The following is a 13,147-nucleotide window of genomic DNA, read 5'->3' on the forward strand; positions in this document are numbered from 1 at the left end:
AAAATTTACATATTATTCAGTTTTGAGAGACGTAAGTCTTGAATATACCGTGTTGTGATGATGGCATTGAGGCCACACCTGTTCCCATACCGAACACAGAAGTTAAGCTCAATAGCGCCAAAAGTAGTTGGGGGATCGCCCCCTGCGAGGATAGGACGTCGCAATGCAACCGAAAATACCATCAGAAATGATGGTATTTTTTTTGTTTAAATATGAAATAATACATAGAGAGATTTCTTATTTTACAATGTTCTATAAATCGACCACTAATAAAACAGCTAAAGCCTATCAATACTAGGTTTTAGCTGTTTTTTCGTTGTTTTGACGGGTTATTGAGACGTTTGGTAATCTTGTGAAGGGTCACAGGTCGCGGTCAATAACTAAGGGGGCGTTATGGCGAAACAACTTGCGAAGTTCTGTCAGAAGACAATGTTAGTAGTCTGTATGATTAGCTTACTAGTACCAATGGGATTAGAACCATTAGTATCAAGTAACACATTAACGGGGGCGCAGATATTAGAACAGTGCCAGACACATAGGGCAGAAACGCAAGGAACTGAGACACGTAAGATAGATGAAGAAAATCTAGCTGTAATGGAACCAGTTATGCTTGATGTACAACGAATGAACCAAGTACAGAAGCAAAAGGTCGTTAAGACGGTCCATGAGGCAGTAACCGCCTTAAAGCTACCGACACAACAAGATGAATTTGTTTATGAGGAAGCTGTTTTGTCAGTGTTTGATTCAAAGTCAATCAATTATCAAAATGTACAAGGTGCAACAAATACATTGATCAAACAATTGACGGAAAACCACAAGACCATTTTTGATGGTTTGACGGGTGAAAAGATTTTAGCAGCTAAACACGGTGCGATTTCGACATCATTCTTAGGGACTGTATTGGATGTGGCAATTGGTATGGCGTTAGGTGGTGGATTAGGGGCAGCTTTAACCTTAGCGCGTCGCAAGGGCGTGAAGTATGTTAAAAAGCGTTTGATGTCTCGCCTAAAAGGGACATTGGCGAACATTGGATTAAAACGAGCTAGTAAGTTTATTTTAGCGGGATTAGAGATTGCCTTAGGTCACTATAGTCCTGGAAAATATTTAGCACGTTGGGTAGATCGTCGAGATAAAATTCGGAATAATGGATGGATTGAATTGTGGTAATGAAGAAACGTACAAAATTTGGCATTTTATTTTTAGGTAGCGTCATGTGTGTGGCGGGGACACATATATTTGCAGAACATTATCAATTTATGCGATACGTTATCTATGGAGTTTCATCATGGATAATCGTTGAAGCTTTCGCTAAGGAGTAGATATGAGAGATAGAGAAGATAGAGTCAGAAATATTGAGATAAATAATCGATAGCTGTGACCCAGATACCATCAGAAATGATGGTATTTTTTTATCCTGAAACGAAATAAAAAGTCAAGAATTTTGCTATAATAGAGAGTAACCGCCATTTCATGGCAAAAATTTAGAACCTTACTCATTTGTACGGTCGGAGGTAATCACATGACTGAAAATAAAACATTCTATATCACTACACCTATTTATTACCCATCAGGAAAGCTACACATCGGAAACACTTACACAACTGTTTTAGCGGACGCAGAAGCTCGCTACCACCGTTTGTTGGGTGAAGATGTTTACTTCCTTACAGGGACTGATGAACACGGTTTGAAGATTGAACAAAAGGCTGAAAAGCTAAACATGACACCAAAGGCATACGTTGATGGTATGGCTGCGGACATTCAAAAGTTGTGGGATTACTTGGACATCACAAACGATGGCTTCATCCGTACAACTGATGAACAACACGAAAAGGCTATCCAACGTATCTTTAAGCAATTCGTTGACCAAGGTGACATCTACAAGGGTGAATATGAAGGTTGGTATTCAGTTGATGACGAAGAATACTTCACTGAATCACAACTAGAAGAAGTTTACCGTGACGATGCTGGTAAGGTTATCGGTGGTAAGGCACCGTCTGGCCACGAAGTTGAATTGGTTAAGGAAGAATCTTACTTCTTCAAGATGAGCAAGTACGCTGACTGGTTGACAGAATACTACGAAACACACCCTGATTTCGTACAACCACACTCACGTATGAACGAAATGATGAATAACTTCATCAAGCCAGGACTAGAAGACTTGGCCGTTACACGTACAGCCTTCAAGTGGGGAGTACCTGTTGCGGATGATCCAAAGCACGTTGTCTACGTGTGGATCGATGCTTTGTCAAACTACATCACAGCATTGGGATATGGTTCAGATGATGATGCATTGTTTGAGAAGTTCTGGCCTGCAAATGTTCAACTAGTTGGTAAGGAAATCGTTCGTTTCCACGCTATCTACTGGCCAATCATGTTGCACGCTTTGGGACTACCATTGCCAGAAAAGTTGATGGCCCACGGTTGGTTGACTATGCGTGACGGTAAGATGTCTAAGTCAAAGGGTAACGTTGTCTACCCTGATACTTTGGCTGACCGTTACGGTGTCGACGCTGTGCGTTACTACTTGTTGCGCGCAATGCCATTTGGTAACGACGGAATCTTTACACCTGAAGACTTCGTATCAAAGTTGAATTACGACTTGGCCAATGACTTGGGTAACTTGTTGAACCGTACAGTTGCCATGATCAACAAGTACGAAGATGGTGTTATCCCAGCCTTGAACACTGGTAAGACAGAATTCGATGCTGACCTAGTTCGCGTTGCGAACGAAGCTATTGAAGGGTACAACGACCACATGAGTGGCGTACGTACTTCAGATGCGTTGGGTGAAGTTTGGAAGTTGATTTCACGTGCAAACAAGTACATCGACGAAACAACACCATGGGCGCTTGCTAAGGACGAAAGCCAAGCTGAAACTTTGAGCTCAGTTATGGCCCACTTGGCTGCATCATTGCGTGTTGTGGCAATCATGCTACAACCTGTTTTGACTAAGGCACCTGCTAAGATCTTTGAACAATTGGGATTGGCAGAAACAAACTTGCAAATTACTGGTTTGAAGTTTGAAGACCTTGTTTCAGGTGGACGTGTTGTCGCTAAGGGAGAACCAATCTTCCCACGTGTTGACGTTGAAGCTGAAGTAAAGTACATCCGTGAAGAAATGACTGGTGTAAAGCCAGCTGCTGAAACACAAGTAGAACCAACACCAGAAGTAGAAGGAAAAGCTATGATTGAATTTGACGATTTTGATAAGGTTGAAATGCGCGTAGGAAAGATTGTTGACGTCACTGAAGTTGAGAAGTCAAGCAAGCTATTGCGTATCAAGCTTGATGACGGTACTGAAAATGGACGTACTATCTTGTCAGGTATTAAGAAGTTCTATCCAGAATTTACAGAACTAGTTGGTAAGAACATTGCGTTCGTTGCTAACTTGAAGCCACGTAAGATGATGGGCGAATTGTCTGAAGGGATGATTCTATCAGCTGAAAAGGATGGCAATGTTACATTGACATTCTTGCCAGAATCTATCGAAGCTGGATCTGAATTGGGATAATCACTCAGGCCGCCATTTCGATGGGGGCCTGATTTCATTATTGGGAGGATTTTTATGAGTCTATTTGGAGCTATATCATTAGTTTTAATGGCGATTATTGGCGCCAATTTGTTAGCACAAATGTATCCAAAAATCCCACAAGCGTTTTGGCAAATTATAATGGGAATATTAATTGCCTTTATTCCGGGAGTGGGGGCACAGTTAATTATCCATCCGGATTGGTTCTTGGTGTTGATCATTGCACCCTTATTGTTTTATGAGGGGCAACAAACACCAATTAACGTGCTATCTAAAAACTTTGGTTCAATTATTCGATTAGCCGTGTTGCTATCGATTGTTTCAGTCGTTATTGTGGCTGTCTCAGCTGAACAAATCTTATTGTGGCCAATTCCGCTAGCCGTTGCGTTAGCGGCGATTGTCACACCAACCGATGCAACAGCCTTGAATTCTGTTACGGCAGGTGTTGAGGTGCCAGACGACCTACAAAAAGCATTGACGCTTGAATCATTGTTTAATGATGCGGTTGGTCTGGTCGTATTGGAACTAGCCCTACTATGGCTATCTACAGGGCGCTTCTCATTCTGGGAAGGAACATCTGTCTTTATGGTCGCCGCAGTTGGTGGGGTGATTGTCGGAATAGTATTGGCCTTAATCTTGGTCTACATTCGACAACATTTATTGAAGTACCAATTGAACGACATTACGGCCCAATTATTGTTACAAATTTTGAGCCCAATGTTCATTTATTTGATTGCCGATGCCTTACACGTATCAGCCATTATTGCGGTTGTTATTGCCGGAGTTGTGCACAATGAAGAACGTGAAAAGTTACAATTCATGTCAACGAAGTGTAGTAATCTGTCTAACCAAGTATGGACATTGATTTCACACGTCTTGAATGGGGCTGTGTTCGTGTTACTAGGTTCAGGACTAGTTCGTATTCTAGCTGACAATGAAAACACACCTTGGCCAACACTAATTTGGATGACTTGGGTCAGTCTAATCATCTACGCAGTTATGTTAGTGGTACGTTTCTTAGCGCGTATGCGTAACCAACGTAAAGCCAGTGGTGCAGGATTTAAAGAACACAAAGCAGAAAACTACAAAGATGCCATTATCTTTTCAATTGGTGGGGTTCACGGAGCTATGACGATGGCCATGGCTTTGTCAGTACCATTCGTCTTAGAGACAGGTGATGTCGTACCATTCCGTGATGAAATTTTGTTCATTGCAACTGTCGTGATTATCTTGAGTTTGGTTGTGCCTTTGATTGCTTTGCCTCGTATTTTGCCAACAATTAAGCCTGATTACACACCATCAGAGTTTAAAAAGGCACATTTGCGTATGATTCAAGCGGGAATGAAGTTTGTTAAGGCACAGGATGTGCCACAAGCAACCAAAACGCGTATCTATGGTCAATTAAAGCGCCAAATGGGATATGAACAACGTTTTGAAAAGAATGTTTGGACAAAAGCCAACAACCATCTGGCTGATACCAACATCAAAACTATTAAAGAAGCGCTAGCGGATGATCAAATTTCATCAGATGCATTAATCTTGTACCAACGTATGATGGCACAAGAACAACATAAGCTTGGTATGTCACGCTTCCGTATCATGGGACGGAAGTTAATGTTGCATACGATTCATTTCTTTGAAAAGATGATGAGCAAGAATAAACGAAAGAAGCGTCAGCGTGATCGTGTAAAACGTTTCATGCAATTCGAAGAGGATCGTATTAAGCGTTTGCCAGAAGATAAACAACCACAAATGATGGCGCTACTAGATCGTCAACGTGAATACATGAAAAGTGCGACTGAAAATGATTGGAAACAACACCTATCTGACTATCGCGATCATGAACATGAACGTTGGCAACATGCTGCTGATGAATTGAACAATTTGTTGTCACCGGCAGTAGATATGGAAATTGCAGTGTTGGAACAAGATCCGGAAAACACGCAATTGATTATCGCAATGCGTAATATCATGGAACGTCGTCAACACAATGTGGAAACGGCCGTTAAGACTGACAAAGACGCAAACCGTATTATGTTTGCAGCGTTACAAGCTGAACTAAATCAAGTGATTGATAGTGTAGCTAACCATGAAATTCCACAAAGCCTAGCAACAACGCTATGCAGTGAAATTACTGCTGCGCAGGCTTTGATTATGGATACTGAAGAAGGTTAAAAAGACTTAGTGATAACTAAGGAACAGAACAACAACTAATAATGGAGGTAAACAAATGGCGATTTATGATCCAACTAAGCGTCCAGCCGATGGTTACGATACCCACACACATTTGAATGAAGATGTGTTTTGGCATGATGTAGCCGCGTACTGGGCACGTGCACGCGAATTCCGTATCGTTGAAATGAACAATGTTGGTTTCAACCGTGAAGGTAACGAACGTGCGATTGAACTAGCCCATGAATTTGAAGGTATGCATGCGATTATCGGATGGCAACCGGAAGATGTGGCTGCGTTCACAGATGAAGAATTCGAAATTCTAAAAGTCCAAGCGCAAGATGATGCGGTTGTTGGACTTGGTGAAATGGGCTTGGATTACTATTGGGACATAAACCCAACACCTGAAGTCCAAAAGGCGGCATTTTCACGTCAATTGAAGTTGGCTAAGGAATTAAACTTGCCCGTAACGATTCATTCACGGGATGCTTCAGATGATGTCTATGAACTACTAAAAGAACATGACGTTGCAAGCTTTGGTGGTGTCATGCATTCATTCTCAGGGGATGCAGAAGAAGTTAAACGCTTCGTCGATCTTGGCATGTACATTTCATTCTCAGGGATGGTGACATTCAAGAATGCTAAGGACATTAAGGCAGCCTTGCAAGTCGTACCACTAGATCGTTTGCTAGTGGAAACAGATGCGCCATTCTTAGCACCAACACCAATGCGTGGTAAGCAAAATGAACCAATGTTGGTTCGCTTCACGATTGAAAGCGTTGCGGAACAATTGGGGATGACATATAACGAAGTAGCAGAGCTAACAAAGGCAAATGCACATCGTTTGTGGTTGGATAAGAAATAATGATTAAAGAAGTCATTGTCGTTGAAGGGAAAGCAGATACGCAAGCCATTCAACGCGTCATTGACGCCGAGACGATTGAAACAAATGGTTCAGCGCTTTCTGACGAAACACTCCGCTTAATTAAACAAGCTGCGAACACTCGCGGTATTATTGTGTTTACTGATCCTGACTTTAATGGTGAACGATTGCGTAAGATGATTACAGAAATCGTGCCAGACGCTAAACATGCGTTCTTAACAAAAGATGAAGCAGGACGACAAATTAAGCATCACAGTTTGGGCATCGAGTACGCGACTGATGAAACGTTGCAACAAGCATTGGCTCATCTATCAACTGTTGCGGCTGACACATATGAATCTGATATCACAAAAGCAGATTTAATGCGTTTAGGTTTGTTAGCCGGGCCTGATTCAGCGAATAAGCGACAAGCTGTTGCTGAAAAGCTAAATCTTGGCTATGTAAATGGAAAGCAACTTTTGAAGCGACTTGAAATGTTTGGCATTACCCATGCTGAACTTGAGCAAACACTCACACAGATAAGGAAGGAACCTTAATGAACGAACGACCAGATATTGCGACGCCAGTGCGTACGCAAGCCATCATGAACGAATTCGGTATCAATACAAAGAAGTCACTTGGACAAAACTTTTTGACTGATATCAATATTTTGACAAACATCGTTGCTGCTGGGGATGTAACTGAAAATGACAACGTCATTGAAATCGGACCTGGTATCGGAGCTTTGACAGAACAATTGGCACGTAATGCTAAGCAAGTTTTGGCTTTTGAAATTGACGATCGTTTGATCCCAGTTTTGGCCCACACATTGGCACCATACGATAACGTTACGGTTATCCACGAAGACATCTTGCAAGTTAACTTGGCTCAAGAAATCCAAGAACGCTTCGATGATCCAAGTGCACCATTGAAGTTGGTTGCCAACTTGCCATACTACATTACAACACCAATCTTGATGCAAGTTCTACAATCAGGCGTTGATTTCGCTAGCATTGTTGTTATGATGCAAAAAGAAGTTGCTGATCGTATTTCAGCGGCACCGGGAACAAAGGATTATGGGGCACTAACACTTGCGATTGAATACCGTATGAATGCTAAGTTAGCATTCACAGTTTCACGTAAGGCCTTCGTGCCAAATCCTAATGTTGATTCTGCTATTATTGCATTGACACCACGTGAGCCATTGGCTGTTTTGCCTAAGGATGAAGCTAAGATGTTCTCACTATTCAAGATTGGATTTGCAATGCGCCGTAAGACATTGTGGAACAATTTGATTACAGCATTTGGAAAAGATGAAGCAACAAAGGAAAAGCTAACTAATGCCTTGGCAAAGGCAAACATGGATCCAAAAATCCGTGCTGAAAAGTTAACTCTTGAAGATTTTATCAATTTACACAATGCTTTATTTGACGAAGGCGTGTATAGCGCTTAATATAGAAACATAACAATAAAAATATAAATTTTTGAAAGAAGGTATCTCATGGATTCTGGTCCGTCTATAATCTTAAACGTTGTCGTTATTACTGTCATTTTGCTGTTGGCTATTCTGTTCACTCTTACAGAATACTCATTGGTTAAGGTTCGTCCTAGTGCATTGCGTGCAATGCAAGAAGAGGCTGATAAGCCTTCTCCAAAGGTTGAACGTGCCATCTACATGGTGGAGCACTTAACTGAATACCTTTCAACAGCTCAAGTCGGAATTACACTAACTTCTTTGATTTTAGGTTGGTTAGGTGAAAGTTTCATTGCTGGATTGATTATGTCAGCTGACATTCTACCTGCACACATTGCTAAGTCAGTATCATCAATCGCCGCTATTTTGCTTTTCACATTTATTCACGCCGTCTTTACTGATTTGGTGCCTAAGAACATCGCGATTGATAAGCCAGTTCCGGTTTTGATGGCCATCGTGCGTCCGGTTCTATTCTTCCACATCTTGCTTTACCCAATGATTTGGATGTTTGACCGTACAGCTGCTGTCGTAACGCGTATGTTGGGATACAGCCCACATCCAGATGAAGACATTTACTCTGAGACAGAAATTTTGTCACTTTCTTCTGATTCCGTAAAGGCAGGGGAAATTGATCAAGAAGATCTTCAATTCATGAAGCGTGCCTTCGAAATGAATGACAAGGTCGCTGAAGATATTATGATTGACCGTACACAATTGGTTGTTGTCGACGTTACTGACACAATTAAGGATGGGTTGAACACATATCTAGAAGCTAAGTTCTCACGTCTACCGGTTGTTGCAAACAATGACAAGGATAAGATCCTTGGTTATGTTTATGCATACGACATCGTGCGTCAAGGACGTATCAACGATGGTGCGTCACTACGTACTATCTTGCGTAACTTGCCAAACGTGTCAGAAAACCAACCAATTACTGACGTGTTGCAAGAAATGATCGAACACCGTGTTCCAATGGTTGTTGTTAAGGACGAATATGGTGGAACATCAGGTATCGTTACTGACAAGGACATCTATGAAGAATTGTTCGGAACAGTTCGTGATGAAATTGATGATGTTGCCGATGATTTGATCGAAAAGATTGCATCTGATGAAGCAGGACAAATGCACTACAAGGTATCTGGAAAGATGACTTTGTATGACTTTGAACGCTTCTTCCAAGAAACAATTCGTTCATTTGAAGAATCAGAAATGGTTACTTTGACTGGTTACGTATTGGACTTGGACCCTGAACCTGAAGTAGGTAAGCCAATTCGCATTGCGAACTTTGACATTACGCCTTTGGACTTCAAGGACGCTTACATTAATGAATTTGAAGTTGTGCAATATCCATTGGATGTTGCGCCAAGTGACGATGTCATTGGTGTACACGCCTAATTAATAAAAAAGATCGTACTAGTTAGTCTAGTACGATCTTTTTTTATTCTATCGGTAATGTAACTTGATATGTAAAGTGTTAGGTGCAACAAAAAGCGAAGTAAATTGATAAAATAAATGAACAGGAATCTTTATTACGTTTATTCTAAAGGAGGAATATGATATGACATCACTAACCGATATTAGTTTGTTCATTATTATCGCAGGGATTTTTGGGCTGCAATATGTATGGGGGTATTTGAATTTAAAATTTATTCCATGGATTCTACCGGTAGTTATTTTAGGTATGATTGCTTACATGATTTTTAATGGTCAATTTGCTGGTGTGAAAGATATCATCTTTTCGGCATTGGCGTTGTTAATTGCTATGGGAAATTACTGGTCAGGGTTAGATGCCCGTAAGAAGAAGCAAACCCGAAGCAGTACAGATATTGAGGGATAACATAGCTGAAAATCCAGGTAAAGCAAAAAGACCTATGAGATGTATCTCATAGGTCTTTTTACATCACATCGTTTATAGGAATGTGATTTCAATGTTTTCAGTTAGCACATCAGCATAGCTGAATGATGCACGATTAAATTCGTTTCCTGGTTGTTTCAAATCAAGAACAAATACTGCTGGGAAAGTTTCACGTACAACAGCATCGTGTTCAATAGTACGGTGACGACTTTCGTGAGTTACCAATCGGATTTCACCCCCAATGTGATCATCCAATTGTTGTTTGATTTCTGTTAGAGCTAAAGGCATACACATACTTCCTTTCGCGAGACCCTCTCGCATCTCAACTTCTCGGAGTTGACTTATGAACATCGTTTTAAAAACAATAAGCACTTGTATAAGTATAACACAAAACAACTACAAATACAATTGTGTCAGATGTGAGCAGAATGACCTTGGCATAAAAAAATGCGTGAAAACCATTACATAATTTATTTTGTACAAGACGTATACATATAAAAGGATAGATATTCAGTGTTTAAAGTATACTTTCTTTCTGTGTGAAACTGATTCAAGTGAGGCGAAAGGGAGTCATGAAATTATAAGGTATAAATTGGCATAAAAAATGCTATGATAAGGATAATAAATTTTTGAAGAGGTATGACGGATGAGCGAACGAATTGATTGGCCAACGTATTTCATGGTTCAAGCAATCATGACGGCGTCCCGTGGAACTTGCCCACGCTTACGCGTGGGAGCAGTCTTGGTAAAGGACGGTCGTGTTATTGGTAGTGGCTTTAATGGATCTGTTGTTGGAACACCGCATTGTGATGAAGTGGGTGATTTAATGCGTGATGGTCATTGTATTCGTGCTGTACACGCAGAACAAAATGCATTGATGCAATTGGCTAAAATGGGGATTATGGCGGAAGGTGCTGAAATTTACGTAACGGATTTCCCGTGTGTTTACTGCACTAAGTTGCTACTACAAGCCGGAATTAAGAAAATCAACTATCTACGCAGCTATCGTCCAGACGATTTTGTGATGGAATTGATCCAACAAAAGAATGTTGATTTACAACAAGTTTTAGTACACGAATCAGATATGCACAAGTTAGATCTTACTAGCTATGTATTACCAGATGAAGGAGAATAACAATGAGTCAGAATGAACAAATGTATCTAGATACAATCAAAGATATTTTAGAGAATGGAAATGTAAAGGGGGATCGTACAGGTACAGGAACGCGTTCTGTATTTGGTCGTCAAATGCGTTTTGATCTTGCTGAAGGGTTTCCATTGCTAACTACTAAGCGTGTACCATTCAAGCTGGTGACAAGTGAATTGCTATGGTTCTTAGCTGGCGATACAAATATCAAGTTCTTGTTGGAAAACAACAACCATATCTGGGATGAATGGGCGTTTAAGAACTGGGTTGAATCAGATGAATACACAGGGCCAGACATGACCGATTTTGGTCGTCGTGCGCTTGTGGATGAAGAATTCGCAGCAGCATATGATGAACAACGTCAATTGTTCATCGAACGTGTGTTAAATGACCAACCATTCGCTGACAAGTATGGTGAACTAGGTGAAGTTTACGGTGCGCAATGGCGTCACTGGCGCAAGGTTCAAGGTGGCTTCATTGATCAAATCGCGGAAGTGATTGAAATGATCAAGAAAACCCCAGATTCACGTCGTTTGATCGTGTCTGCTTGGAACCCTGAAGCGGTGCCAACACAAGCTTTGCCACCATGTCACTCATTGTTCCAATTCTATGTGGCTGATGGTAAGTTAAGTCTACAACTATACCAACGTTCAGCAGACATGTTCCTTGGGGTACCATTTAACATTGCCTCATATTCATTGTTGTTGCACATGGTTGCGGCACAAACTGGATACGAAGTTGGCGAATTCGTGCACACATTGGGTGATGCGCACGTCTACAGTAACCACTTTGATCAAGTAAATGAACAATTGTCACGTCCAATGGTTGAATTGCCTACACTTTGGTTGAACCCAGACGTAAAGTCAATTTTTGATTACACAATGGACGACATTAAGATTGAAAACTACCATCCCGGAAAGACAATCAAGGCGCCGGTAGCCGTTTAATCAATTGGGGGATATCATGCAAAATTATCCAGAACACGAGCAACAACGTGTCTCAGGAGCTGAACAGCGTGGGCCACGGGAACGGCCACATGCATACCGTAGTCGTCATATTATGTTTGCCGTAGTGATTGTTCTGTTTATCTTCGTTTTAGGATTTGGCATTCGCGCTTTTGTTAATGCGCAAAGTGCTTTGGACAAGGCTTACGAAAAAACAGAGATGAAGAAGACGCGAAATGTTTCAGACTTGCTGAAAAAAGGGGAGCCTTTTTCAGTGTTACTATTAGGGACAGACACCGGTGAATTAGGTCGTAAGTATAAAGGACGTACAGACTCTTTGATGATTGCGACTGTTAATCCTAAGAAGGAAACAACAACGGTTATCTCTATCCCACGTGATACGATTATCGCACCCGTTGGTTATGAGGAGAAATTCCCATTAAAGATGAATGCTGCGTATGAAGTTGGATCAGCTAAAACATCAATGGAAACAGTGCAACAATGGTTGAATGTACCTGTTGATGCGTATATGTTGGTTAACATGGGTGGCTTAGAAAAAATTGTGAATGAATTAGGTGGGATTAAAGTTGTTTCACCACTAACATTTAAGTACAATCCCGATACTGCACATGAAGATAAAGGAAACCTGTACTCTTTTAAAAAGGGAGAGACAACGTATCAACATGCGGGTAAGGATAATGTGATGAAGATGTATACAGAAATGGATGGGGCAGCAGCCTTAGCCTTCTCTCGTATGCGTTATCAAGATCCTACTGGTGATTATGGTCGTCAAAAGCGCCAACGTTTAGTCTTACAAGAAATTGCCAAAACTGCGGTAACCAATCCGATCGCACTAACAAGTAAATCTACGTTAGCAGTCGTTGGTGATTCGACAAAGACAGACTTAACATTTGATGATATTCAACGCATTGCCGGACGTTATATCAGTGCGGCAAAGAATATTAAGACAGATAACTTTACAGGTCGAGAATATAGTAATCTACCGTCAGGATCTTCTGAATTTATTGGGCCAATTGAAAAGCAACGTATTACTAATATTTTACGTGCCCAATTGGAATTGCCTATCGAGGACAGTGGTCCATTGTATGGTGGTGAGGTTACTGCTGCGCAAATTAATGCTTATCAACTACCGTTGCCGTAATA

General features: G+C 41.0%; 12 protein-coding genes and 1 rRNA gene. 12 read left to right on the forward strand and 1 reads right to left on the reverse strand.

The genetic code is table 11. The features are described 5' to 3' along the window. The first annotated feature begins 50 nt into the window (after positions 1-50). The 9 genes from rrf (at position 51) to KHQ31_RS01230 (ending at position 9,874) form a co-directional block, all read left to right on the forward strand. Positions 51-167: ribosomal RNA gene (rrf, locus tag KHQ31_RS01190) — 5S ribosomal RNA — on the forward strand. A gap of 226 nt (positions 168-393) precedes the next feature. Further along, entirely contained in the window at positions 394-1,167 is a 774-nt protein-coding gene (locus KHQ31_RS01195; protein WP_213409199.1) for a hypothetical protein, read from the forward strand. Positions 1,168-1,519: 352 nt separating this feature from the next. Then, positions 1,520-3,511: a methionine--tRNA ligase gene (gene metG, locus KHQ31_RS01200; protein ID WP_213409200.1), complete on the forward strand. Its 1,992-nt coding sequence runs from the start codon at positions 1,520-1,522 to the stop codon at positions 3,509-3,511. Between the two features lie 54 nt (positions 3,512-3,565). Next, entirely contained in the window at positions 3,566-5,704 is a 2,139-nt protein-coding gene (locus tag KHQ31_RS01205) for a cation:proton antiporter (protein WP_213409201.1), read from the forward strand. 55 nt (positions 5,705-5,759) lie between these two features. Further along, positions 5,760-6,566 carry a TatD family hydrolase gene (locus KHQ31_RS01210; RefSeq protein ID WP_213409202.1) on the forward strand — a complete coding sequence of 269 codons (807 nt, stop codon included), beginning with the start codon at positions 5,760-5,762 and terminating at the stop codon, positions 6,564-6,566. Continuing rightward, the gene (gene rnmV / locus KHQ31_RS01215; protein WP_213409203.1) at positions 6,566-7,120 is read left to right on the forward strand and encodes a ribonuclease M5; all 555 of its coding nucleotides are present in this window, start codon (positions 6,566-6,568) and stop codon (positions 7,118-7,120) included. Before KHQ31_RS01210 ends, rnmV begins: the two co-directional genes overlap by 1 nt. Continuing rightward, positions 7,120-8,016: a 16S rRNA (adenine(1518)-N(6)/adenine(1519)-N(6))-dimethyltransferase RsmA gene (gene rsmA / locus KHQ31_RS01220; protein WP_213409204.1), complete on the forward strand. Its 897-nt coding sequence runs from the start codon at positions 7,120-7,122 to the stop codon at positions 8,014-8,016. Before rnmV ends, rsmA begins: the two co-directional genes overlap by 1 nt. A 48-nt stretch (positions 8,017-8,064) precedes the next feature. Next, positions 8,065-9,432, forward strand: coding sequence for a hemolysin family protein (locus KHQ31_RS01225; RefSeq protein ID WP_213409205.1), 1,368 nt, complete (start codon positions 8,065-8,067; stop codon positions 9,430-9,432). A gap of 163 nt (positions 9,433-9,595) precedes the next feature. After that, complete coding sequence (locus KHQ31_RS01230; RefSeq protein WP_213409206.1) at positions 9,596-9,874, forward strand: hypothetical protein; 279 nt, start codon at positions 9,596-9,598, stop codon at positions 9,872-9,874. A gap of 72 nt (positions 9,875-9,946) precedes the next feature. Here the strand turns inward: KHQ31_RS01230 and KHQ31_RS01235 are convergent, their stop codons facing one another. Further along, the gene (locus KHQ31_RS01235) at positions 9,947-10,180 is read right to left on the reverse strand and encodes a Veg family protein (RefSeq protein ID WP_213409207.1); all 234 of its coding nucleotides are present in this window, start codon (positions 10,178-10,180) and stop codon (positions 9,947-9,949) included. Positions 10,181-10,538: 358 nt separating this feature from the next. Here KHQ31_RS01235 and KHQ31_RS01240 point away from each other — a divergent pair, with 358 nt between their 5' ends. From KHQ31_RS01240 to KHQ31_RS01250, 3 genes are read left to right on the forward strand one after another with little or no spacing between them, the layout of a single operon-like run. Next, positions 10,539-11,027, forward strand: coding sequence for a deoxycytidylate deaminase (locus KHQ31_RS01240; RefSeq protein ID WP_213409208.1), 489 nt, complete (start codon positions 10,539-10,541; stop codon positions 11,025-11,027). A gap of 2 nt (positions 11,028-11,029) precedes the next feature. Then, positions 11,030-11,986 (forward strand): thymidylate synthase, encoded by a 957-nt coding sequence (locus KHQ31_RS01245; protein WP_213409209.1) that lies wholly within the window; start codon positions 11,030-11,032, stop codon positions 11,984-11,986. Between the two features lie 16 nt (positions 11,987-12,002). Beyond that, positions 12,003-13,145, forward strand: coding sequence for an LCP family protein (locus tag KHQ31_RS01250; RefSeq protein ID WP_213409210.1), 1,143 nt, complete (start codon positions 12,003-12,005; stop codon positions 13,143-13,145). The last annotated feature ends 2 nt before the right edge of the window (positions 13,146-13,147 follow it).

The organism is Weissella ceti, assembly GCF_018394055.1.
Lineage (GTDB): Bacteria > Bacillota > Bacilli > Lactobacillales > Lactobacillaceae > Weissella > Weissella ceti.